We start from the raw sequence: 23,076 nt of genomic DNA on the forward strand, positions 1-23,076 counted from the left end.
AACGAGGAGCCGCAAATGATCACCTGTTTCATCCGTTACGAAATCGACCCCTTCAAAAAAGAGGAGTTCGCTGCCTATTCCCGCACTTGGGGCGAGGTCATCCCACGCTGTGGCGCCGATCTCATCGGCTACTTCGGCCCGCACGAAGGATCGGCGACAACGGCCTACGGCGTCTACAATGTCGAAAGCCTTGCGGCCTACGAGGCCTATCGCGCCCGGCTCCTTGCCGACCCCTTGGGCCGCGAAAACTATGCCTTCGCGCACAAGGAACGGTTTATCCTCAATGAGAACCGCATTTTTCTGAAGAACGTTTCGTCGCCCGTTGGAGGGGAATGAGCTTATGATCGCCGTCATTTTCGAAGTGCTGCCGGCCGAAGGCTGTCGCGAGACCTATCTCGGCATCGCCGCCGACCTGCGCCCGCTGCTCGATGGCATCGACGGATTCATCTCGATCGAGCGCTTTCAAAGCCTCGCCAATCCCGACAAGGTGCTGTCGCTGTCGTTTTGGCGCGATGAGGACGCTGTTAAGGAATGGCGCAACGGTGCCGAGCATCGCGCCGCCCAGGAGGCGGGTCGCAATGGCGTCTTTGCCGACTACCGTCTGCGCATCGCATCGGTCGTGCGCGACTACGGCCTGAACGAGCGGCATCAGGCGCCGAGCGACAGTCGCGCCTTCCACGCCGCTTGACGGCCCTCGGCAGGCGAAGCGATTGGCACCGCATCGTTAATTCGGATTTTTTCTGGCGGCCTTCAGGCTTTGGTAACCATCTTCGGTAACCATAAGCTCCATAGTCCGTCCCGAGTAAGCGTATTTGCGAGTTGTCCATGTCATCAGTTGTTTCGCTTGCCGAAGTCTCCCGTGCCGCCCGCCCGCTGGGCTGGCTCGATTCCATCATCAAGGGTGACTGCGTGGCCGCGCTCAATGCGCTTCCCGACAATTCGGTCGATGTCGTTTTCGCCGACCCGCCCTACAACCTCCAGCTCGGCGGCATGCTGACCCGCCCAGACCAGTCGGTCGTCGACGCCGTCGATGACGAATGGGACCAGTTCGCTTCCTTCGAAGCCTACGATGCCTTCACCCGCGCCTGGCTCTTGGCCTGCCGCCGCGTGCTGAAGCCGACCGGAACGCTCTGGGTCATCGGCTCCTACCACAACATCTTCCGCGTTGGCGCCATCCTGCAGGACCTGCATTTCTGGATCCTCAACGATATCATCTGGCGCAAGACCAACCCGATGCCGAACTTCAAGGGCCGCCGGTTCCAGAACGCCCATGAAACGCTGATCTGGGCGACGCCGAACGCCAACGCCAAGGGCTACACCTTCAACTACGATGCCATGAAGGCGGCCAATGACGATGTGCAGATGCGCTCCGACTGGCTGTTCCCGATCTGCTCGGGCCACGAGCGCCTGAAAGGCGACGACGGCAAGAAGGTGCATCCGACCCAGAAGCCGGAAGCGCTGCTTGCCCGCATCATGATGGCGTCCACCAAGCCGGGCGACGTCGTCCTCGATCCCTTCTTCGGCTCCGGCACGACAGGCGCCGTTGCCAAGCGTCTCGGCCGTCACTTCGTCGGTATCGAGCGCGAACAGGATTACATCGACGCGGCATCGGCGCGCATCGACGCCGTCGAGCCGCTCGGCAAGGCCATGCTGTCGGTCCTGACCGGCAAGAAGGCCGAACCGCGTGTGGCCTTCAATACGCTGATCGAAAGCGGATTGATCAAGCCCGGCACCGTGCTCACCGACGCCAAGCGGCGTCACAGCGCCATCGTGCGCGCCGACGGCACGCTCGCTTCCGGCGGCGAGGCCGGCTCCATTCATCGCCTGGGCGCCAAGGTCCAGGGTCTCGATGCCTGCAACGGATGGACATTCTGGCATTTCGAAGAAGGGAACACCCTGAAGCCCATCGACGAACTCAGAACCGTCATTCGAAATGACCTGGCAAAACTGAACTGATCAACCAGTTCCGCCAGGTCCTTCGAAAGCGCTCTGACCGGTTTTTGTACCTTCAGTCCCGGAAGGAACGCTTTAAAACGCCCGGAAGCCGAAAGGTTTCCGGGCGTTTGTATTTTTGGATTTGTCAGTCGTCGTCGAAAACCTCGATCGCGACGATCCGTCCTTCACTGTCGAAATGAAGAAGCTCGACACCTGAACGCTCTACCTTCTCGCCGGTCTTGGCGCTCGTTGCCGTCAGATGCCACTTGGCCCGCGCCGACGAGGGCGAAAGCGTTTCGATCACGCTGTCTTCAGCCACCTGATCCGGATAAACCAGAAAATAGTCGCGAAAGGCGGAGACGATTGCGGCTCGTCCGGAAAGGGCGCCGACGCCGTTTGAGACATAACGCGCATTCGCGGCGAAAGCGTCGCCTATCGACTGAAAGTCGAGCGCGTTGATCGCCGCATGGTAGCGTGCGGTCAACGCGGAGGGATCGAGGGACATTGCGACGACCAGGGATCAGCGCTGAATGCCATAGGCGGCGAGATCGGCTTTCAGCTTTTCCGGGTCGGTGAAATGCACTGCATGCCAGCCGGCCAGACGCGCGCCCTCGACATTGGGCATACTGTCGTCGATGAACAACGTCGCCGGCGGATCGAGATCGAAGGCGCGGGCGTGGGTCTCGTAGATCGCCACATCCGGCTTGATCAGGCCGACGTCGCCCGACACGGTGACGCCGCGCGGCATCGTCAGGAACGGATAGAGCTGCTGCGCCTCGCGGAACGTGTCGGATGCGAAGTTGGTCAGCATCGTCACGTCGCGCCCTTCGGCAATCAGGTTTTCCATCAGGGAAACCGTTTCGACATAGGCGTGCGGCACCATCTCCTGCCAATGCTTGCGGAAGGCGCGGATATGCTCTTCGCGTTCGGGATGGTCCTTGATCAGCAGCGCTTCCGCTTCCTCCCAGGAACGGCCGCGGTCCTGCTCGATGTTCCAGTCGTGGGTGCAGACATTGGCGAAGAACCACTGCCGCTCTGCCTCGTCGGGAATGATGCGGCTGAAGGGCAGGTTCGGGTCGTAGTGGATCAGCACCTTGCCGATGTCGAAGACGATGTGGCGGATTTCGATGCTGCTCACGACCTGTTCCTCTTTAAACGTCTCAGCGCTCGGCTTTGAAGGCATCCGGGATCGCCTGGGCGATCGCTTTTTTCATAACCGTCGGCAATGCCTGGGCTTTCAGCGACGAGACCGGCTCCCACCAGCCGTCGTTTCCGGTTTCGGCGCGCGCGACATTGGCCCGGTAAACCGACAGGCGCAACTCGAAATGCGTGAAGACATGGGTGATCGTGCCGCAGTCTTCCCAGGTAGCCGCAAAGGGCTGCGCTGCGACCGACGTGTCGCCATCCTGCCGCGCGGTCCAGGCGGTGCCGGGCACTTCGGTCATGCCGCCGAGAAGGCCGGTTTCGCCGCGCTTGCGCAGATAGACCGTGTCGCGGGCATCGATCGCCACGAAGGCGGCGCCGAGCCGGAGCGGCTTGTCCTTCTTCTTCGCCTTGCGTGGAAAGGTCTCGGGATCGGCAACAGAAAGCGCCAGACAGTGTGGCCGGAACGGACAGAGCGAACAGGCCGGGCGCTTCGGCGTGCAGATCGTTGCGCCGAGATCCATCATCGCCTGGGCAAAGTCGCCGGGCCGGTCGGCAGGCGTCAGGGCGGCGACGAGACCGCGCATTTCCGGCTTTGCCGCTGGCAGCGGCGTCTCGATCGCATAGAGCCGCGAGATCACCCGTTCAACATTGCCGTCGAGCACAGCGCTCTGGCGGTTGAAGGCGATGGCGGCAACTGCTGCGGCGGTATAGTCGCCGATGCCGGGCAGGGCCTTCAGCCCTTCCTCTGTTTCGGGGAAGCGACCTCCATGATCGCGCGCCACGGCCTCGGCGCATTTCTTGAGGTTGCGGGCGCGGGCGTAATAGCCAAGCCCCGCCCAGGCCTTCATCACGTCCTCATTGTCGGCGGCGGCGAGATGTTCGACCGTCGGCCACAGGGTGAGGAACTTTTCGAAATAAGCCTTCACCGCCTGCACAGTCGTCTGCTGCAGCATGACCTCCGACATCCAGATATGGTAGGGATTGGCAACCACGCCGTGTCGCGCCATCGACGGCGAAACCCGCCACGGAAGCTCGCGGTGGTGCCGGTCGTACCATTCAAGAAGGAGCGGGGCGGCCTTCGCCGCCGTGATCGTATTGTCCATGATTTGCCGGAGGTTCCTTTTCAGGCATATACTTGGCGAAGGCGAGCCGGCGCATCAAGGCTCAATCGACATTGCATACAGAAAGTCGCGTTCGTGAGTGAACAGAAGTTCCGCCGGGGTGTGATCCAGATCGCAGAGGTGGCAAATGGGCTGATCGATCCGGTGCTCGCCAAGCGCGCCGGCATCAACACCATGTTGCTCGGCTCCTGGGACGAGATCGCCGGCGCTGATTTCGCTGACTGCACCCGGCCGGAAAAGATCGCTTGGCCGCGCCGCGCATCGGAAATTGCCGGCGAGGGCGGGCACCAGCCCGGCGTCCTCACGGTCGCTTGCGAGGGCGCTCGGGCGCTGTTCCTGACCCATGCCCAAGGCGAGCTGATCCAGCGCATCAACGGCTTCTTCGGCTTTTATGCGATTGGCCAGCTGCGGATCGTGCAAAAGCCGGTCTCGCCGCCGCCCAAACGCAATCGCACCCCGCGCCCGCTGACCGGCGAGCCTGCCCGCAAACTCGAAACCATGGTCGAGGGCATCGAAAGCGAGGAACTGAAGGCGGCACTGCGGCGGCTGGGCACCGCGGTAATGTCGCCACGCCGGCGCTGACGCGCTCTCCGGGATTCGCTGCCTGCGCCCAGGGCACTTGTTCTTGAGCATGGCGTTATCGCAAAACCGTCCCGCACTTTTGCGCGACGAGCTTTAGGGCCGCACCATCAGCCGGTCACAATTCTTTGAATTCTGTTGAGAAGCTGCCCCTTGCCGCCCTGCGCGCGGCAAGATATCGAATCCGCACTGCAATTCCCTCCGAACACGGGTAAAATTCATGTCCGCTTCCGCAATGAACCTTTCCAAACGCCTGCTTAGCGGTGTTGCCATCGCGACCGTTGCTCTCGTGCTTGCCGCCTGCAGCGACGACAAGAAGGAGCAGGCTTCGGCGACCCCGACCGAAACCACGGAAACGGCTGCCAAGACCGATGCCAAGCCTGCTGATGCCAAGCCTGCCGATACCATGACCACCGCGTCGACGACGGCGACTGCACCGGCGACGACCGAAGCCAAGCCTGCCGGCACCGAAGTCGCTCAGACGACGGCCGCTCCGGCCGCCAAGGTCGAGCTTCCGACGTCGGAAGGTTCGGTCGACGCTGCCAAGCTGATGGAACCGGGCGCGCTGCCGGAAATGGCGATCGGCGATGCCAACGCGCCGGTCACGATCGTCGAGTACATGTCGATGACCTGCCCGCATTGCGCTGCCTTCCACAACAACACCTTCGAAGCGATCAAGACGAAGTATGTCGACAGCGGCAAGGTTCGCTTCGTCCTGCGCGAATTCCCGTTCGATCCGCGCGCGGCTGCCGCTTTCATGCTGGCGCGCTGCGCACCGGAAGGCCAGTACTTCCCGATGATCTCGATGCTGTTCAAGCAGCAGCAACAGTGGGCTGCCGCCCAGAACGGCCGCGATGCATTGCTGCAGATGTCCAAGCTTGCCGGTTTTACACAGGAGAGCTTCGAGTCCTGCTTGACGAACCAGAAACTTCTGGATGATGTGAACGCAGTTATGCAGAAGGGCGCAAAGGACTTTGGCGTACAATCGACGCCGACCTTCTTCGTCAATGGAGAGCACTATTCTGGGGATATGTCGGTTGACGTTATGTCGGCCCTCATCGACAGCAAGCTCTGATCCTTCGCTTTTCCTGAAAACGGGCGACGGCAGCAGCCGTGCGCCCGTTTTTTATGCCCGATGGTCAGCTGACGAGGGGCGTTTCGCGCCAGCGTCGGCCGCATGAAGTTCAACAAGCTTCGCCTGCTCGGCTTCAAATCCTTCGTCGAACCCAGCGAATTCATTATCGAGCGTGGACTGACCGGCATCGTCGGCCCGAACGGCTGCGGCAAGTCGAACCTCGTCGAGGCCCTGCGCTGGGTGATGGGGGAAAACTCCTACAAGAACATGCGTGCGTCCGGCATGGACGATGTGATCTTTTCGGGCTCCGGCAATCGCCCGGCGCGCAACACCGCCGAGGTCGGTCTCTTCCTCGACAATAGCGATCGCACCGCACCTGCCGCCTTCAACGACAGCGACGAAATCCAGGTGACGCGCCGCATCGAGCGCGAGCAGGGATCGGTCTACAGGATCAACGGCAAGGAAGCGCGCGCCAAGGATGTGCAGCTGTTGTTTGCCGATGCTTCCACCGGCGCCCGTTCGCCGTCGATGGTCGGCCAGGGCCGCATCGGCGAACTGATTTCGGCAAAGCCGCAGGCGCGCCGCCAGCTTCTCGAAGAAGCGGCCGGTATTTCCGGTCTGCATTCGCGTCGGCACGAGGCCGAGCTGCGGCTGAAGGCTGCCGAGACCAATCTCGAGCGCCTCGATGATGTGACCTCGCAGCTGGAAAGCCAGATCGAGAGCCTGAAACGCCAGGCCCGACAGGCCAATCGCTTCAAGATGCTGTCTGCCGACATTCGCAAGCATGAGGCGATCCTGTTCCACATCCGCTGGGTCCAGGCCAAGGAGGCCGAGGCCGAGGCGACCAGCCAGCTCAACCAGGTGACGGCCCTCGTCGCCGAAAAGGCGCAGGCGCAGATGCAGGCGGCCAAGGATCAGGCGATTTCCAGCCTGAAGCTGCCGGAACTGCGTGAGAACGAGGCGAAGCTTGCCGCCGCTTTGCAGCGTCTGCAGATCGCCCGGTCGCAGCTGGAGGAGGATGCCGGTCGTATCCTGCGCCGCCGCGACGAGCTGCAGCGCCGTCTGGCGCAACTGGCCGAAGATATCGCCCGCGAGGAGCGCCTGGTCGCCGACAATGCCGGCATCATCGCTCGCCTCGACGAAGAGGACGAGGAATTGCGCGAACTCTTGGCCGAGGCGGACGACCGGGCAAGCGAAGCCAGGGAGCGGCTGGAAGAGGCGAATGAAAAGCTGTCCGCAAGTGAAGCCGACCTCAGTCGGCTGACGGCGGAGCGTGCAGAGGCACAGGCCGGCCGCAACCAGCTAGAGCGTGCGCTGCGCGATCTCTCGGAGCGGCAGGCGCGGCTGGCGCGCCAGCTTTCCGACCAGGCCCGCGATCTCGACGAACTCGACCGGCAGATGTCGACGCTGCCCGACCCGCACGAAAAGCAGGGTCAGGTGGAAGTGGCCGAGGCTGCGCTTGAAGAGGCCGAGGCGAATGTCGCCGATATCGAAGAGGCGCTTGCCGAAACCCGTCGCGCCGAGGCGGAAGCCCGCCCGCCGGTCGATCGGGCAAGGGCCGTTCTCAACGGTATCGAGACCGAGGCGCGCACCATCCGCCGCATGCTCGAAGCGGCCGGCGGTGGCGACTACCCTGGTGTCGTCGAGGAGATGAAGGTCGATCGCGGTTTCGAGACGGCGCTGGGAGCAGCCCTTGGCGACGATCTCGATTCGCCGCTCGATAGCGCCGCTCCCGCCCATTGGCGCACCCCGGGCGACCAATCCGATGACGCCGCATTGCCGCCGGGCGTACGCTTGCTGATCGAGCACGTTCGCGCGCCGCAGGCACTGACACGCGCCCTGAGCCAGATCGGCATCGTCGACAGCGAGGCCGAGGCCGAGCGGCTGATGCCGCTGTTGAAGCCCGGCCAGAGCCTGGTGACGAAGCAAGGTTCGGTCTGGCGGTGGGACGGCCATGTGACCGGATCCGAGGCGCCGAGCGCTGCGGCGCTCAGACTCGCCCAGAAGAACCGCCTCGCCGAACTCGATGCCGAAGCGGACGACGCCGGCGAGGCGCTGCGCCGTGCCGAGGCTGATCTTGCCGCAGCCGGCTCGCGCATCCGCGCCGAGGACGAACGGTTGCGGCTTGCCCGCGACGCCCAGCGCATGATCACCCGCCAGCTGGGCGAAGCCCGCGATGCGCTGGCCGCCGCCGAGCGCGCATCCGGCGATCTCTCGCGCCGCCGCGCCGTTGTTGCTGAAACCAAGAGCCAGCTCGAAAACCAGCTCGAAGAAGTTGCCGAACAGATTGAGACGGCCAACGACGCGCTTGCCGATGCGCCCGATCTCTCCGAACTCGAACTGAAACTGCGCACGCAGACGGCAGATGTCGCAACCGACCGCGCAGCGGTTGCCGAAAGGCGCGCCGCTCACGATGGTCTTGCGCGCGAGAACGAGGCGCGCCAGCGCCGGATCGCGGCGATTGCAGGTGAGCGCCAGACCTGGAAGGCGAGAGCCGCCAGCGCCGACGAACATATCGCCACACTCAGGGACCGTGAGGCCGAAGCCCGCGAAGAGGTCGAAGACCTGATGGACGCGCCCGACGAGTTCGAGGACAAGCGGCGCGCGCTGATGAGCGAACTGCAGAAGTCCGAGGCTTCACGTCGCGAGGCGGCCGACATCCTGGCCGAGGCAGAAGGCCGCCAGCGCGAGGCCGACCGCATGGCCGCAACCGCACTTTCGGAGTTGGCGGAGTCGCGCGAAAAGCGCGGCCGCGCCGAGGAGCGACTGGTGTCGGCTCGCGAGCGTCGCGTCGAGATCGAGGCCCGCATCCAGGAGGCGCTGTCCTGCGCCCCGCACGAGGTGATGCGCCTGACCGGACTTGCCGTCGACGAGGCGTTGCCGGACATGCGCAATGTCGAGCGCGAACTGGAACGGCTGAAGATCGAACGCGAGCGCCTGGGCGCCGTCAACCTTCGGGCCGAAGAGGAACAGAAGGAGCTTTCCGACCGGCTCGCTCTGCTCCTGAAGGAGCGCGACGACGTCATCGAGGCGATCCGCAAGCTGCGCAGCGCCATCCAGAACCTCAACCGCGAGGGGCGCGAGCGGCTGATCGTTGCCTTCGACGTGGTCAACGCCCAGTTCCAGAGGCTTTTCACCCATCTCTTCGGCGGCGGCACGGCCGAACTGCAATTGATCGAGAGCGACGACCCGCTCGAAGCGGGTCTCGAAATCCTCGCTCGCCCGCCGGGCAAGAAGCCGCAGACGATGACGCTGCTGTCGGGTGGCGAGCAGGCGCTGACGGCGATGGCGCTGATCTTCGCCGTCTTCCTCACCAATCCGGCGCCGATCTGCGTGCTCGACGAAGTCGATGCGCCGCTCGACGACCACAATGTCGAGCGCTATTGCAACCTGATGGACGAGATGGCGGCTTCGACCGAAACTCGCTTCGTCATCATCACCCACAACCCGATCACCATGGCCCGCATGAACCGCCTGTTCGGCGTCACCATGGCGGAGCAAGGCGTATCCCAACTCGTGTCCGTCGACCTGCAGACGGCAGAGCGGCTGAGGGAAGTGGTTTAGGCGGTCGCTCGAATTCGAGAAATGAGGCCGCCCGTTCCTTCGGTTGCCCCTGTGTCATTCCAAGTGTCGACGTAAATGGACTTGGTGTCGACTTTCCCTCGGCGATGCGCGATGGGCTCAGCTTTCAACGCAAGCATACATTCCACTTCATGCCGCTTTTCTAAGCTCGCTGATGCGATGTTCTTCGCGCCAGGAGGAAGGGCTCTTGCCGGTGACGCGCAGGAACTCGCGGTTGAAGTTGGATTTCGTCAGGAAGCCCGCCTCGAAGGCGATCTGCGTGATCGCCTCATTTGTCGTCTGAAGCAGCCGGCAGGCTTCCTCGACCCGATAGTTGTTGACGTATTGCGAGACGCTGATGCCGTGGATGCGGTTGATGGCGTTGGAAATACGCCGCGCCGGTACGCCGAGCTTGCGCGCGATCCGCGAGAGGTTGAGTTCGAGATCCTTGTAGAGCGCCTTCTTGTGCATCAACGCGTCGATGCTCTGCACGATTTGTGCGTCCTCTTCGCTTGCGCCGCGCTCTTCGGGCAACGGCTCTTCCTCCTGCCGTTCGCTGTCTGTGGACGTGTCGAGGCTGGCGATTGAGGCGGCGGACCCAAGAATGAGCAGGGCGAGCACGTTGCCGGCCGCAACGATCGCGCCGGAATAGGCGCCGCCGTTGCGTGTCTGGTCAAAACCGATAGCGACGTCGCTGAGGGCTGACGCGACGAGCGCCCATCCGGTGATCTGCAGCGAGCGGTATGATCGAAGCACACCGTCGAGGCGGGACGTGACCAATGCGTTCGGTCCAAGCCGCGCAAGCCACAGCAAAGCAGTGCCGTAACCGAGAAAGAACAGGATAATCGCGGTGCCGACTGCATCTCGCCAGGCAAACATCATCACCCCGACGATGAACGCCGGCAGGAGATGCCAGCCGATGTGCCTCAGGCGTGGCTGGCTGTCGCTTGCAAGGCTGCTGAAACAGACCCAGGCGAGCGCCGCGTTGAACGTCGCAAGCATCGCCTGAGCCGGCAGGATGGCGCGGATGTCGTAGCCCCACCGGATGCCGATCAGCACGGATTGCAGCGCATAGGCGCAGACGAGCAGGAGGAACAGGCGTTGCTCGAACGTCATGGTCTCGTCCCGTTGCGACAGCATGCGGACGATCACGATCGTCAACAGGAGGGAGACGATGAAGGGTAGCGGTACAAAGAGCATGGGCGGATGAATTCTTCGGAGGAGGTGTTGACGCTGCGATGATGCCCTCGATTGCGTTCGTGGTCGACCCGAAACGCGATCAAGGTCGCGGCTGGGGTCGATTTCAGGCGAGCTGTTCCCGTCCGGCGATGGTGCCGGATCCAACGAACGGAGCGTCACATGTCGATCGCACTGCCTGCAATGGTCCTTGCCCCCATCCTTCTCGTCGCCATGGCGAGCACCGCCGAGACATCGGCGACCGACATCGATATCACCGGTGTCACGGCAATTGTCGCGCGTGGCGAGGCAAGCGCAATCGAACTCACCAGCGACGAGAGCTTGCCCTACAGCGCGTCGGTCGAGAGCCGCCGTTCCGGCTGGTTTGCGCCTTTCTATTCCAGCTGGTTTTACAGCGACTGCGTATCGCAAACCCGGATGCGTGTCGAAGGCACCACCCTCTACGTCGACGTGGCTGCCCCGTCCTGGCCGGAACTGGAGGAGTGCAAGACCCAGCTTCGCGCCAACCTCAAACAGGGAGCATCGGTCTCTATCGAGCAACCGGCGTTTCAAGCCAAGCTTGAGGGGGAGTTTTCGCGTGTCGCGCTCAAGGGCAAGGCGGCGGATGTTTCGATCGACGGGCACGTCGGACAGGTCAGGCTCGACGTGGAGGCCCTGCGGGCGCGGCTCATTTACGAGACGACCCGGCAATCAGAGACAGTCGAGATCTCCGGAAAGGCGCTCGATATTCATCTTGGCTTCGATGCGGCAAGTTTGATCGATTATCAGGTGACGGCGACGGCGTCCTGGGTCGACAGTTCGCGAACGGCTATCCCCGGCGCCAAGCCACAGGTTCGCATCAAGGGGGAGATGGTACGAGCGACGATCCGCTGAGCCGCGGCTCGCGACGCCTTGCACTCGATTGTCGCAAAAATGATGCGCTGCAGCATAAATCTTCGGCGGGTGCATTTCCAGGCCGAAGCATATACTGTAAATCGTCACAAAAGACTGTTTCTGGGTGGAGAGCAGGCATGACGAAATGGGTTTACACCTTCGGTGGAGGCAAGGCCGAAGGGCGGGCGGGCGATCGTGATCGGCTGGGTGGCAAGGGTGCGAACCTTGCCGAGATGTGCAGCCTCGGCCTGCCGGTGCCGCCGGGGCTGACCATTATCACCGATGCCTGCAACAGCTATTTCGACAATGGCCGCGAAATACCCGCGGGCTTGCACGATCAGGTCCGCGAAGGCATTCGCCGGATGGAGGAAGTGACCGGGCGGATCTTCGGCGATACCAACCGTCCGCTGCTGCTTTCGGTGCGTTCCGGCGCTCGCGCCTCGATGCCGGGCATGATGGATACTGTTCTCAATCTTGGCCTCAACGACCAGTCCGTACACGCGCTCGGTCACGACGCCGGCGACGCGCGTTTTGCCTGGGACAGCTACCGTCGCTTCATCCAGATGTATGGCGACGTCGTCATGGGCGTCGACCACGATGTTTTCGAAGAGATCCTCGAAGACGAGAAGGCGCGCCTCGGCCACGAGCAGGATACCGAGCTATCGGCGGTCGAATGGCAGCATGTCATTGCCCGCTACAAGGAAGCGATCGAGGAAGCCCTCGGTGAGCCGTTTCCGCAGGACCCGGAAATTCAGCTCTGGGGCGCCATCGGTGCCGTCTTCTCCAGCTGGATGAACCCGCGCGCCATCACCTACCGCCACCTGCACTCGATCCCGGCGGCTTGGGGAACAGCGGTCAACGTTCAGGCGATGGTTTTCGGCAATCTCGGCAATTCGTCGGCAACCGGTGTCGCCTTTACCCGTAACCCGTCGACCGGCGAGAACGAGCTCTACGGCGAGTTCCTCGTCAATGCGCAGGGCGAGGATGTCGTTGCCGGCATCCGCACGCCGCAGAACATCACCGAGGCTGCCCGTATTGCCTCCGGCTCCGACAAACCGTCGCTGGAAAAGCTGATGCCGGAGGCATTCGCCGAGTTCCGCGCGATCTGCGACAAGCTCGAGCGCCACTATCGCGACATGCAGGATCTCGAATTCACCATTGAGCGCGGTACGCTCTGGATGCTGCAGACGCGATCCGGCAAGCGCACGGCCAAGGCTGCGCTGAAGATTGCCGTCGATATGGCCGAGGAGGGGATGATCTCGAAGAACGAAGCGGTTGCGCGCATCGATCCCGCCTCGCTCGACCAGTTGCTGCACCCGACGATCGACCCGCACGCGCGCCGCGATATCATCGGCTCCGGCCTGCCGGCGTCGCCGGGCGCTGCGACAGGCGAGATGGTCTTCACCTCGGAAGAGGCCGTTCAGGCCGACAAGGAAGGTCGCAAGGTCATCCTCGTGCGCATCGAGACCAGCCCGGAAGACATTCACGGCATGCACGCCGCCGAGGGCATCTTGACCACCCGTGGCGGCATGACCAGCCATGCCGCGGTGGTGGCACGCGGCATGGGCACGCCTTGCGTTTCGGGTGCCGGCGGCATCCGCGTCGATCTGCGCAACGAATTGCTGATCACGCCGAGTGTGACCCTTAAGAAGGGCGACATCATCACCATCGACGGCTCTTCCGGCCAGGTGCTCAAAGGCGCGATCGCCATGCTCCAGCCGGAGCTTTCGGGTGACTTTGGAAAGATCATGGCCTGGGCCGACGCCAGCCGCCGCATGACGGTGCGCACCAATGCCGAAACGCCGGCCGATGCGCGCGCTGCCCGCTCCTTCGGCGCCGAGGGCATCGGCCTTTGCCGCACCGAGCACATGTTCTTCGAGGACGGCCGCATCAATGTCATGCGTGAGATGATCCTGGCGGAAGACGAGGCCGGCCGACGCCTCGCGCTTGCCAAGCTCTTGCCGATGCAGCGATCGGACTTCGTCGAGCTGTTCTCCATCATGCACGGCCTGCCGGTGACGATCCGCCTGCTCGACCCGCCGCTGCACGAATTCCTGCCGAAGACGGATGAAGAGATCGCCGACGTCGCCGGCGTCCTGTCGCTCGATCCGTCAGCCCTGCGCGAGCGTGTCGACCAGCTGCATGAGTTCAATCCGATGCTCGGCCATCGTGGCTGCCGGCTTGCCATCTCCTATCCGGAGATCGCCGAGATGCAGGCCCGCGCCATCTTCGAGGCGGCGGTCGAAGCCGCACGCGAAACCGGTGCTCCGGTCGTGCCTGAAATCATGGTGCCGCTCGTCGGCCTGCGTGCCGAGCTCGACTACGTCAAGGCGCGCATCGATGCGGTGGCAAAGGCGGTGATCGGCGAAGCCGGCATCGAGATCGACTATCTCGTCGGCACGATGATCGAACTGCCGCGCGCGGCCCTCCGCGCCCATGTGATCGCGGAAGCGGCAGACTTCTTCTCGTTCGGCACCAACGATCTGACCCAGACGACCTTCGGCATTTCGCGCGACGACGCCTCGCAGTTCCTGGCGACCTATCAGCAGAAAGGCATCATCGAGCAGGACCCCTTCGTCTCGCTCGATTTCGATGGTGTCGGTGAACTGATCCAGATCGCGGCCGAGCGTGGACGCCGGACCAAGAATGGCCTGAAACTCGGGATCTGCGGCGAGCACGGCGGCGATCCGGCCTCGATCCGCTTCTGCGAGGATGCCGGCCTCGATTACGTCTCCTGTTCGCCCTTCCGCGTGCCGATCGCCCGGCTGGCGGCGGCGCAGGCAGCGATCAACGGCAAGGCGTGAGGCGCAAAAAGCGGCAACGGCTCACGCTGTTGCCGTCGCGCAACGGAAAGGCGTCTTCAGTATCGCCTTGACATTTCCTGGTTGCAAAGTGCGGGCCAACGGTTCATGACGCACACCGTTCGCACGGCATATTGTCGGGCGGGCAGGTGTTGGCCATGCATGACATGGCCATTTGTTCAGAACGGGAGCGGAAAATGACGCAGAGCATTTCCTTACGCCCCTTGGGGCTTCGTGGCTGATCAGCGTTGATGCGCTGGTGAGACCCGTCCTGCCGGCCATCGCGCCGGTTGCTTGACCCTGTTCTGGATTTATTTTCATGGGCACTCATCTTGGGGACACCGTCCCCGAAGGCGGCGCGCGCAATGCGACCGTCACACACTATTTCACCGCCGGCAGCTGGATAGAAGGCGCGGCAATTCATCAACTGCGAGAAGTCTCGGCGCTCGCAGGTATGATTTCCGTCGCCGGCTTTCCGGACCTTCATCCTGGCAAATACGGGCCGGTCGGCATGGTCGCTCTTTGTGAGCGGCTTTACCCGCAATTGATCGGCAACGATATCGGTTGCGGCATGTCGTTCTTTGAGCTTTCCCTGCCGCTGCGCAAGTTCAAGGTCGAGAGGGCGATCGAACAGTTGCGCGGAATGGAGCAGATCGATCCGGGCGACCTGGCCGGACGGCTCGCGGAACATGATCTCTCGTCAGATATGTGCCCGCATTCACTCGGCACGATCGGCGGAGGCAATCATTTCTGCGAGATACAGGCTGTCGACGAAATGCTGAATGACGATACCGGAGGTCTCATCGATCGCCAGAAGCTCTATCTCCTGGTTCATTCCGGCTCGCGTTCGGCGGGAGCGGATCTCTTCGGCCAAACGCTCGATGCAGCCACAACGCTGCGCGACGGCCTGGCTGCAGATTCGCTTGCCGCCAGGCAGTGGCTGGCACGAAGCGCCGACTGCGTGCGATGGGCGTCGCTCAACAGGCAGATGGTCGCCGAGCGTGCGGCCCAGGCCTTGCGTGCCGACGTGACGCTTGTTGCCGACGTGCCGCACAATCTGGTGCGAAGCACATCGGCCGGCTTTCTGCACTACAAGGGTACGGCGGCCATCGGCGAAGGCACCGTTGCTCCGATCGCCGGCTCGCGCGCCACGAGAAGTTATCTCGTGCGGGCGCTGGCCGGCGCAGAGGCCTCCCATTGGGGAATTTCGCACGGCGCCGGGCGCAAGTATGACCGGAAGGCCATGCATGGCCGCGCCGGCGCGAACCGCTCCGAGCGTGATGCCCTTCGTCTCAACGGCTGGGGCGGCGTTGCCATCTGTGACGATCGCGACCTGCTGATCGAGGAAGCCGCGAGTGCCTACAAGGATGCCGCGAAAGTCGTCGGCGATCTCCAGGCATTCGGGCTCGTAGAACCGCTCGCCGCCATGAAGCCGCTGGTAACCTACAAGAACGTCCAGCGGCAGGCGATCGACTGGGACAAGGCAAAACGGGAGCGGATGACGATGAGGAGGATGCGCCGTGGGTGAGGTGATGCTCTTTCTGACTGCGGGCAACGGTCCAGTCGAGTGCCGCATCGCCCGCCGCCGCGCTCATCGATATCCTTTCCAGGGAAGCAAAGACGAGCGGCTGCAGCTTCGAGGAGACCCGTGGCGATCAACCCGATGCGTTCGGTCCGAAGTCGGCCGTGGTGACGGTGTCCGGCAAGATGGCGGAGCAAATGGCCGAGGCCTATTGCGGTACGGTCCGGTTTGTCTTCAAGAGCCCGGTGCGCAAGGGCCACCAACGTCAGAACTGGTTTGTCGGCGTTCGGCGCCTCGATCCTTGCGCCGATGCGGCCGTGGTGCCGACGATCGAGCACAAGGACTTGCGCTTCGAGACATTGCGGGCCGGTGGACCTGGTGGCCAGCATCAAAACACCACCGACAGCGCGGTGCGGGCGACGCATGTGCCAAGCGGTATCACCGTTGTCTGCCGGGAGGAGCGATCGCAGCATCGCAACAAGGCAACCGCAATCCGCAGGATTCAGAGCATTCTGGAGCTCATAGCCGCCGATCACGAAGAGCAGGAAAAAGCAGCCTTGTTCGTAGCCAGCAAGCAGTTGGAGCGTGGCAATGCGGTGAAGACGTTCCGGCTCTAGCTATGCGACTGTGCGGCCCGGGCGCCGAGCGTCCGGGTCGCGCGTCTGCAGCTATCGACATGCGGCCGCCGCGGTTCAATTCGCCTGCACGACAACCGGGCGCGCGATGACAACAGGGCGGTTCCAGCCCCACATCATCGCATCGTTGTTGTAGCGGAAGGCGCGCGACTCGGCGCGGCGGTCAAGCTCGATGCGCTGCAGGCAGGTGGCAAATGCGTCGGTTCCTCGACGGAAGCCGTAGGAGGCGCAGGTATTGCCATCGGCGGCACGCCGCTCTTCCGGGGTCATCGTCTGGCAGGCCGCAAGCAAAAGCCCGACGGCGCAAAGGGTCAGCAGTTTGGTCTTCATTATATTCATGCCTCCTGAGCGGATGCAGATCGGCTCGGCGAAAAACCGTCTTTGCTTGTGCCCCAACCGCATCCTTGTCAGGAGGTCGGACACACCAAGTCGCTCAGCTCTTTACCGCCGCCTGCAGAACAGAGCTCTGCCGCATGGCGGGCTGTCGTGTCCACCCTGATTTTTTCGGGTATTGCTATGACGACCGGCAGGGCGGTTCGTGCGATCGCCGGCCGAGGCGTCGGCGCAACGCTAGGCCAAACGCCGGAGTTCAGGCGTGCGCGCCCCACAAGGATCTTGCATTCACGATTCAATCGCATGGAAACATGATGAGCCTGCCGGCGGCCAGCCGTCAATCCGTTTCCGTACACCTCGATGTTTACATTCGCTCGAGCACGCCGACAAAGGATTCGGCAAAGCTTTTCAGGTCTTGGGTGCTTTCGCCGGGGTGCTCAAGCCGGATCGTCGAGCCTTCTTCCTCAAGGCAGACGAACAGGATCGGCGAGGTATCGCCCTCAGTCTCGCCGAGGCGCAGGACGGCGATGCTCAGGCAGTCCTCGATCAGGCCGGAAGCCGGCAAGGCAAAGAGAAACTCGCCGCCGACATTGTCGGCGACCGTCCGAATGAAAGCGGTGAAATCATCCTTGCTGCCGGAGAAACCGTCGAGGGAAAGCTCAAGCTCCAGCAACGCCATCGGTATGCCGGCGTCAGCCGGTGAGGGCGGTGCTGCGTGGGTGGCAGTTGCCACGGCTGCTTGCGATGCGACCATGATGTCTCTCCGTCCTGCCGTGCTGGATCACTTCCCAGACGTCGGCCATTGCCTCCGGTTGACTGTTCCCTGCGGCCTTTGCCGCCGTGCGGGCATATTCGTAATGTCTGATAGGTGGTTAACGAGAATGGCGATTTTGCGGCAATGCTCCTGACGCGCCCACCCCATGCTTCCTTCTCGATTCTATTGCCTGTTTTCACGGCCCCGGCCATGGTCTAAGAATGCGGATCTGTTTCGATGCAGGGGATTGATTCCGTTACATGATGGTCCGGTACGAGCGCCCCTATTCCCATGCCGCCCATTGGGCGCGCCGCTTTGCCCGCATCGCCTTTGCGATCTTCGCCCTGTCCCTGGCTGCGCATCGGTTCGGCCCGTTGACGACACCGCACTTCCTCGGCCTGGTCGGCCTTTCCGGTGCTTTCGCTTTGGTTGGCGTCCTGCTTGCCGTCGTCGGGCTCGCGCGGCTTTGGCAGGTCGCCGCGATCGGCGGGCTCGCCTCGGCTTCGGCCCTTGTCTATGCCGCGCCGCCCCTCGGTTTTATCGGCTTCGGTGTCGCGCAATACCTGACCCGTCCAGCGATCTATGATGTCAGCACCGATACGGTGACGCCGCCACCCTGGCTGAAAGTACCGCAGACGGAGGAAAGCTGGTTGAAGCGTAAGCCGACCGTCACTCTCGAAGATCGTGAAGCGCAGATCGTCGCCTATCCCGGCCTGACCGGACGACGTTACGACGGCGCACTCGACCGTGTTTTCCAGGGCGTGCGCAACGTCGTCGAGAAAACGCGCGTCGGGATTACGCAGGAACTCGGCGTCGAAAATACCCGCGCCGATCTCGAGGATCTGGCGGTCCGGCCGAATGCCGGGGCGGACGCCACTGCCGAACCGGAGAATGTACCCGTGCCGGAATCTCGGCCGGAGGTCGCTCTCGAAGGCGCCATTCCGGGACGGCGTTCCAGCGATGTCGTGCTTCAGGGTGAATGGCGTACTCTGATCGCCGGTTTTCGTTTCGATGTGCTGATCCGCCTGCGCGAAGAAGCGGAAACGACCTTCGTCGACCTGCGCGTCGCGTCCCGCTACGGCCAGCACGACCTCGGCATCGGCGCTGCCTTCGCCGACCAGTTCCTGCGCGCTCTCGATGCCGAGCTGCTCGGCATTGCCGGCGACTGATCAGGACAGGACCGGCCCGAACGCCTCAGCCGTGCATGAGGGCGCCGAAATCGTCGGATTTGCGAAGCATTTCCCTCGTGATCGGCGCTGTCGGCTGGTCCGCTGGCTTGAGCCAGCCGCGATAACGTACGATCAACCCGGTCATCGGACTTTCGACCTCCACATGGAAGTTAAATAGGCCGTCGCGATCCTCCTCGAAGGTCCGCCCGCCCGGTGCAAGAAGTGCGGGAAGCGGGAGGCCGAGGAAGGACCAGCCTCGAACCCTCAGGTGCAGGCGGTTTTCTTCGGGCTCCAGGGCGCAGAGGATGCGAAATGGCCCGAAATGCTCGGCGAGCAATCGTTCCTCGCGGCCTTCGGCTGGCCGCTGTGAGCTGCGCAGAACCTTGTCGCCGAAGCGCCGGGTCCACACCTCGCGACCATCGGCGCATGCGAAGCGGATCTCCACTGGGACATCCTCCCCGGCCGCGGGAAAACCGGCGATAGAGGCTGCGAGACGGGCAAATGGCCCCCGGCCGCGTTCGACGACCGCACGTCCCCTGAATGTGGCGTTTCCCTCCGACATCTCGTGCAAGCCGCGGATCGCTGAGGGCAGGCGATCCCAATCCTTGCCGAGAATCTGTCGGTAGAGGCTTTGCCGATGAACCAGACGTTCCGCCGCTTTGCTCTTCATGCGATGAAGCGCCCGCGCTCTTCCGCTGATGGTACCATGCAGGTCTGGCGGCGCCCGGCGATCCGGTAACGGTTTCTCGCAACGAGATCGTAAAGCGGATCGCGAAGGGCGGCAGGCAGGATACGGCAGATGTTTACCAGCGACCACGGCAGGCCAAGACCTGCAAGCGTGCGGATCGATCCGTCGGACTTGAAGCGCGCGATGCCGTTCTCGATCAGGATGTTGCTCTCATAGTTGCGGTCATCAAGGCCGTAATGCCGATAGAGCGCCCGGCCGAGCGGCGACTGCGCCGTCAGGTAGCGATAGCGCCCCTGCCGGTCGTGGCGTAGCATGAAGCGCACCCAGCCCGAGCAGAAAATGCATTCGCCGTCAAAGACGATCACCGGGCGATCGTCGGGAAAGTCCGGCACCGACGCATCGTTGCGGTAGCCATGGGGTTGCTGTCGCATGGTCAGCCGGCACCTCCGGGCGCCAGCCGGTAGTCGCCAAACAGGGAAGGCGGCCCGTCGGTCTCGACACGCCCCTGTTCGACCAGGTCTTCGAGATGCGCCAGTACGGAAAGGGCCGCCGCGCCATGCAGTCGGACGTCGGTCGTGGCGTAGATCACCTTGACCATGTCGGGGATCTTGCTGTCGCCGGCACGCACGCGCTCAAGCACCGCACGTTCGCGCATCCGGCGATGGGCGCGCAGCCCCCTGAGGAACGAGGCCGGTTCGACGACGGGGCCACCGTGCCCGGGCAGATAGAGCCGGTCGTCGCGCCCAAGCAGCTTTTCCAGCGAGGCCATGTAGTCCGCCATGGCGCCATCCGGCGGCGCGACGATCGTCGTCGCCCAGGCCATGACGTGATCGGCGGAAAAGACAGTGCCGGTGCCCTCGAGCGCAAAGGCCATGTGGTTGGCGGTGTGGCCGGGGGTGGCGAGCCCTGTCAGTACCCAGCCGTCGCCTTCGATCCGCCCGCCATCGGCAAGGACGATGTCGGGCGAAAAGTCCATGTCGGAACTTTCGGCGAAGGGGTTGATCTCGCCTTCATGCAAGGGGCGGGCGGCCCGGTGCGGCCCTTCGCCGACGATCGTCGCGCCCGTCGCCGCCTTGAGCCGCTGTGCCAGCGGCGAGTGATCGCGATGGGTATGGCTGACAGCGATGTGGGTCACTTCCCGGCCCGCAAGCGCCGTCATCAGCGCCTGGAAATGCGCTTCGTCGTCCGGGCCGGGGTCGATCACCGCCACCGAGCGTCCGCCGACGATATAGCTGTTGGTGCCGTGGAAGGTGAAGGGGCCGGGATTGTTGACGGTGATGCGCTGCACCCCGTCGGCAACGGTCACGGCCTCGCCATGGGCAGGCTTGAAGTCGAGATCGAAGTCGGGGCCTTGCATGCGTCTTTTCCTGGCCTTCACTTGTATTCGATCTCGATGAAGGACATCGGCTCGCTACCGGCATTGACGACATTGTGCGCCATGCCGGCCTCGCGCCGGTAGGCAGCACCCTTGGCGATATCCACCCGGCGGTTACCGCCTTCTTCTTCCAGCAGGAACTGGCAATCGGTCATCGGCACGACGACATAGCCGAGGCCATGGACATGGTGGCCGGTATCGGCGCCGGGCTCGAAGTCCCATCTCGTAATGCGCACCACCGCGTCGTCGACAAGAATGCTGGGCACGGCAGGCGGGCGGGCGCGAAACTGGCTCATAGAGGTCTCCATTCGCGCCGGAGAATAGGAGGGGACGATGGCGAAGGGAAGGGCGCTTCGGCACCAGATGCCGGCCTTTCGCCGAAGGCGTGAATGATGCGCGTGAACAAAGCCGAACAAAACCGCGCAAACAGCAAACTTAATCATTGTGACGCGGCACGACCTTTGATAATCAGGCGCTCGATTTGGCGAGTTTATATTTCGTCAACTCCGTTGGGGCGTCGCCAAGCGGTAAGGCACCGGTTTTTGGTACCGGCATTCCCAGGTTCGAATCCTGGCGCCCCAGCCATATTTTTCCTTCAGGCAGTGCTCAGCGTTCTTTCGTGTCCCGATTGCCATGTCCGGCATGAGGCCGGTCGCTGTTGGCGCACTGGCCCATGCCGGAAACAAGCATGATCGTTTCAGCGTCGTCAGGCCGCGCTGCGCGGATCGTTCGCCTTCATTGGCGCGCGGCGACAGTCACTCGCTCCGTCCGCTCTGCGCCGCCGAAACAGAAAACCCGCCAATGGATGTTGGCGGGTTTCGAATGTCTGTCGTCTGACGCGCTCGGCAATCAGCTCGCCGGCGTTGCCGGCTTTTCCTGCTTGGCGCCGCCGAGGAATTCCTCGCACCAGCTTGGGCCGTCGGCGCGCTTGTGGTCGCCGAGGAGGCGGATCGAGCGGATGACGTAGTCGGAAGAGACTGTCAGCTGCACCGAGCAGCTCAGATACTCCGTGCGGGCTGAGGCAATCCGTTTGCCGCGCTTGCCGTCCTTGCCGGTTTCATACTGGGCCGGGACCTTGCGGGTCTTGTAGCCGCCCTTCCAGTTGTAGACGGTGGAGCTGCCGCTTTCGACGTCGGAGAGCGGAGGGCCATACTGGGCAAAGAAGGCGCCGGCCGGCTGACCGAGCCAGCGGGATTCGACCGCGTTTCTCGAAATCCCCGTCGTCGTCGTGGTGCAGCCTGCGAGCGCAAGCGCGAGGCCTGCCACCGTCATCATGCGGAAGTTCATGTTTTCGTCCCTTTGGCTCTCGTTCGGAAATAGGCATGGCGCGCAGGCCTCAATCCCCTGAGCTTGCGCGCTTTCCGCTGAGCCTCTAGCGCCAAAAGCCTGCAAAGAAAATCCGCTGTCTGCATTCTATTTCAGGAAAATGCGAAGCGTTGCAGAAAGGCCCTACCTGGCCCCACAGCCTCACGGCAACGTGAACGGTTGGAGCCGATTCACGCCTCTTCGCCCGCCGCCATAAACATGGGAAAGGTTGCGACACAGCGATTCGAACAACTCGTCTTGAAAGCGCTGGAAAGCGCTGGCGCGCAATGCCTTTGGTGCGGCGTTCGCGCTGTCTTCGTGCTGATGCGCGGGCGCGATTTGCTCCGATGCGTCCGGCGAGGGGGCTCTGCTGCTCGGCCTATTCACCGATCAGCTTGCAGCCGATCTTGGTAGCGCTCCCGGCGATCGCCTTCAGCGGGCCGTCGTAGACATCGCAGTCGAGCAGGTTGTCCGGGCCGCTGCGACGGGCGGAGTAGACGTTGATGTTGACGAGGGGCTCGCCGTCCTTGACCCAGTGCAGCCGTGTTTCGATATCGCCCTTGCCGGGAATAGCCACCATGGCCGGTTCGCCGTCACGTTCGGTCCTGTCTTCACCGAGATCGATCATGCCGATCTGATCGGCGTGCTCTTCGGCGCCCGGCGCCGGCTCGCCTGAATAATAGGCCGCAATCACGATCCCTTCCTTGAGCGCCTGGAGCTTGCTCGCGGCGGCTTGTGAAAAGGACAGATCCACTTCGAAGCCCCAAGGGGCCGCAATATCGGCACCTGCCGTGCCGGGCACCAGGCCGGCAACGACGATCGCGGCAAGCGAAACAGAACGGATCGGCGGCATTGACGTACTCCTTGGCGATGGCGGGCAAGCACCTGAAGCCGGCTTATTAGACAAGCAACACAGACAGTCCCCGTCAAGGGGCGTCTCGATCGGCAGCGATCATCGTCCGTTCTGGCCGATATTTGGTTTGCCGGCGGTGTCGAACAGGAGGCGG

23 protein-coding genes and 1 tRNA gene are annotated in these 23,076 nt (G+C 63.2%); 12 read left to right on the top strand and 12 right to left on the bottom strand.

Going from position 1 to position 23,076, the window contains the following annotated elements; translation table 11 throughout:
- The first annotated feature begins 15 nt into the window (after positions 1–15).
- The 3 genes from AC1Q80_RS04560 to AC1Q80_RS04570 all read left to right on the top strand — a co-directional run bounded on the left by AC1Q80_RS04560 (position 16) and on the right by AC1Q80_RS04570 (position 1,956).
- A complete protein-coding gene (locus AC1Q80_RS04560; RefSeq protein WP_173419243.1) occupies positions 16–336 on the top strand; it encodes an NIPSNAP family protein in 321 nt (106 codons plus the stop codon).
- A 4-nt stretch (positions 337–340) separates the two neighbouring features.
- Complete coding sequence (locus AC1Q80_RS04565) at positions 341–688, top strand: antibiotic biosynthesis monooxygenase family protein (protein WP_173419244.1); 348 nt, start codon at positions 341–343, stop codon at positions 686–688.
- Between the two features lie 137 nt (positions 689–825).
- Positions 826–1,956: a site-specific DNA-methyltransferase gene (locus AC1Q80_RS04570; RefSeq protein ID WP_173419245.1), complete on the top strand. Its 1,131-nt coding sequence runs from the start codon at positions 826–828 to the stop codon at positions 1,954–1,956.
- 124 nt (positions 1,957–2,080) lie between these two features.
- On the opposite strand, the gene AC1Q80_RS04575 is transcribed toward AC1Q80_RS04570, so the two are convergent.
- The 3 genes from AC1Q80_RS04575 to mutY are packed head-to-tail and all read right to left on the bottom strand — an operon-like array spanning position 2,081 to position 4,184.
- Entirely contained in the window at positions 2,081–2,440 is a 360-nt protein-coding gene (locus AC1Q80_RS04575; protein ID WP_173419246.1) for a nuclear transport factor 2 family protein, read from the bottom strand.
- Between the two features lie 15 nt (positions 2,441–2,455).
- Positions 2,456–3,073: an HAD family hydrolase gene (locus AC1Q80_RS04580; RefSeq protein WP_173419247.1), complete on the bottom strand. Its 618-nt coding sequence runs from the start codon at positions 3,071–3,073 to the stop codon at positions 2,456–2,458.
- 22 nt (positions 3,074–3,095) lie between these two features.
- Positions 3,096–4,184, bottom strand: a complete 1,089-nt coding sequence (gene mutY, locus AC1Q80_RS04585) for an A/G-specific adenine glycosylase (RefSeq protein ID WP_492359732.1) — start codon at positions 4,182–4,184, stop codon at positions 3,096–3,098.
- 93 nt (positions 4,185–4,277) lie between these two features.
- On the opposite strand from mutY, the gene AC1Q80_RS04590 reads away from it, so the two are divergent.
- From AC1Q80_RS04590 to smc, 3 genes are all read left to right on the top strand, one after another.
- A complete protein-coding gene (locus AC1Q80_RS04590; RefSeq protein ID WP_492359733.1) occupies positions 4,278–4,784 on the top strand; it encodes a DUF721 domain-containing protein in 507 nt (168 codons plus the stop codon).
- Positions 4,785–5,001: 217 nt separating this feature from the next.
- Positions 5,002–5,856 (top strand): DsbA family protein, encoded by an 855-nt coding sequence (locus AC1Q80_RS04595; protein ID WP_492359734.1) that lies wholly within the window; start codon positions 5,002–5,004, stop codon positions 5,854–5,856.
- 102 nt (positions 5,857–5,958) lie between these two features.
- On the top strand, positions 5,959–9,420 hold the full coding sequence (smc, locus tag AC1Q80_RS04600) for a chromosome segregation protein SMC (protein WP_492359735.1): 3,462 nt from the start codon (positions 5,959–5,961) through the stop codon (positions 9,418–9,420).
- A 147-nt stretch (positions 9,421–9,567) separates the two neighbouring features.
- Here the strand turns inward: smc and AC1Q80_RS04605 are convergent, their stop codons facing one another.
- Positions 9,568–10,617 carry a helix-turn-helix domain-containing protein gene (locus AC1Q80_RS04605; RefSeq protein ID WP_492359736.1) on the bottom strand — a complete coding sequence of 350 codons (1,050 nt, stop codon included), beginning with the start codon at positions 10,615–10,617 and terminating at the stop codon, positions 9,568–9,570.
- Between the two features lie 159 nt (positions 10,618–10,776).
- Here AC1Q80_RS04605 and AC1Q80_RS04610 point away from each other — a divergent pair, with 159 nt between their 5' ends.
- The 4 genes from AC1Q80_RS04610 (at position 10,777) to prfH (ending at position 16,427) form a co-directional block, all read left to right on the top strand.
- Positions 10,777–11,487 (top strand): hypothetical protein, encoded by a 711-nt coding sequence (locus tag AC1Q80_RS04610; protein WP_209787175.1) that lies wholly within the window; start codon positions 10,777–10,779, stop codon positions 11,485–11,487.
- Positions 11,488–11,624: 137 nt separating this feature from the next.
- On the top strand, positions 11,625–14,291 hold the full coding sequence (gene ppdK, locus AC1Q80_RS04615) for a pyruvate, phosphate dikinase (protein WP_492359737.1): 2,667 nt from the start codon (positions 11,625–11,627) through the stop codon (positions 14,289–14,291).
- Positions 14,292–14,607: 316 nt separating this feature from the next.
- Complete coding sequence (locus tag AC1Q80_RS04620; RefSeq protein WP_492359738.1) at positions 14,608–15,816, top strand: RNA ligase RtcB family protein; 1,209 nt, start codon at positions 14,608–14,610, stop codon at positions 15,814–15,816.
- 71 nt (positions 15,817–15,887) lie between these two features.
- Entirely contained in the window at positions 15,888–16,427 is a 540-nt protein-coding gene (gene prfH / locus AC1Q80_RS04625; RefSeq protein WP_492359866.1) for a peptide chain release factor H, read from the top strand.
- Positions 16,428–16,502: 75 nt separating this feature from the next.
- Here the strand turns inward: prfH and AC1Q80_RS04630 are convergent, their stop codons facing one another.
- Both AC1Q80_RS04630 and AC1Q80_RS04635 read right to left on the bottom strand, forming a co-directional pair.
- Positions 16,503–16,784 (bottom strand): hypothetical protein, encoded by a 282-nt coding sequence (locus AC1Q80_RS04630; protein ID WP_173419256.1) that lies wholly within the window; start codon positions 16,782–16,784, stop codon positions 16,503–16,505.
- Positions 16,785–17,142: 358 nt separating this feature from the next.
- Positions 17,143–17,532 carry a hypothetical protein gene (locus AC1Q80_RS04635; RefSeq protein ID WP_173419257.1) on the bottom strand — a complete coding sequence of 130 codons (390 nt, stop codon included), beginning with the start codon at positions 17,530–17,532 and terminating at the stop codon, positions 17,143–17,145.
- A 260-nt stretch (positions 17,533–17,792) separates the two neighbouring features.
- Between AC1Q80_RS04635 and AC1Q80_RS04640 the strand changes: the two genes are divergently transcribed.
- A complete protein-coding gene (locus AC1Q80_RS04640; protein ID WP_492359739.1) occupies positions 17,793–18,701 on the top strand; it encodes a DUF1499 domain-containing protein in 909 nt (302 codons plus the stop codon).
- A gap of 25 nt (positions 18,702–18,726) precedes the next feature.
- On the opposite strand, the gene AC1Q80_RS04645 is transcribed toward AC1Q80_RS04640, so the two are convergent.
- The 4 genes from AC1Q80_RS04645 to AC1Q80_RS04660 are packed head-to-tail and all read right to left on the bottom strand — an operon-like array spanning position 18,727 to position 21,060.
- Positions 18,727–19,371 carry a DUF4166 domain-containing protein gene (locus AC1Q80_RS04645; RefSeq protein WP_492359740.1) on the bottom strand — a complete coding sequence of 215 codons (645 nt, stop codon included), beginning with the start codon at positions 19,369–19,371 and terminating at the stop codon, positions 18,727–18,729.
- A complete protein-coding gene (locus AC1Q80_RS04650; protein WP_209787168.1) occupies positions 19,368–19,820 on the bottom strand; it encodes a thiol-disulfide oxidoreductase DCC family protein in 453 nt (150 codons plus the stop codon). The genes AC1Q80_RS04645 and AC1Q80_RS04650 overlap by 4 nt, the downstream gene beginning before the upstream one ends.
- A gap of 2 nt (positions 19,821–19,822) precedes the next feature.
- Positions 19,823–20,746: an MBL fold metallo-hydrolase gene (locus tag AC1Q80_RS04655; RefSeq protein ID WP_492359741.1), complete on the bottom strand. Its 924-nt coding sequence runs from the start codon at positions 20,744–20,746 to the stop codon at positions 19,823–19,825.
- Positions 20,747–20,763: 17 nt separating this feature from the next.
- Positions 20,764–21,060 carry a cupin domain-containing protein gene (locus tag AC1Q80_RS04660; protein WP_457582550.1) on the bottom strand — a complete coding sequence of 99 codons (297 nt, stop codon included), beginning with the start codon at positions 21,058–21,060 and terminating at the stop codon, positions 20,764–20,766.
- Between the two features lie 214 nt (positions 21,061–21,274).
- Between AC1Q80_RS04660 and AC1Q80_RS04665 the strand changes: the two genes are divergently transcribed.
- Positions 21,275–21,349, top strand: a tRNA-Gln gene (locus AC1Q80_RS04665).
- Positions 21,350–21,613: 264 nt separating this feature from the next.
- Here the strand turns inward: AC1Q80_RS04665 and AC1Q80_RS04670 are convergent.
- Both AC1Q80_RS04670 and AC1Q80_RS04675 read right to left on the bottom strand, forming a co-directional pair.
- Positions 21,614–22,051, bottom strand: coding sequence for a hypothetical protein (locus tag AC1Q80_RS04670; protein WP_173419263.1), 438 nt, complete (start codon positions 22,049–22,051; stop codon positions 21,614–21,616).
- A 397-nt stretch (positions 22,052–22,448) separates the two neighbouring features.
- On the bottom strand, positions 22,449–22,922 hold the full coding sequence (locus AC1Q80_RS04675; RefSeq protein ID WP_173419264.1) for a hypothetical protein: 474 nt from the start codon (positions 22,920–22,922) through the stop codon (positions 22,449–22,451).
- Positions 22,923–23,076 lie beyond the last annotated feature (154 nt).

Source organism: Ensifer sp. GW823-FHT05D09, assembly GCF_058795755.1.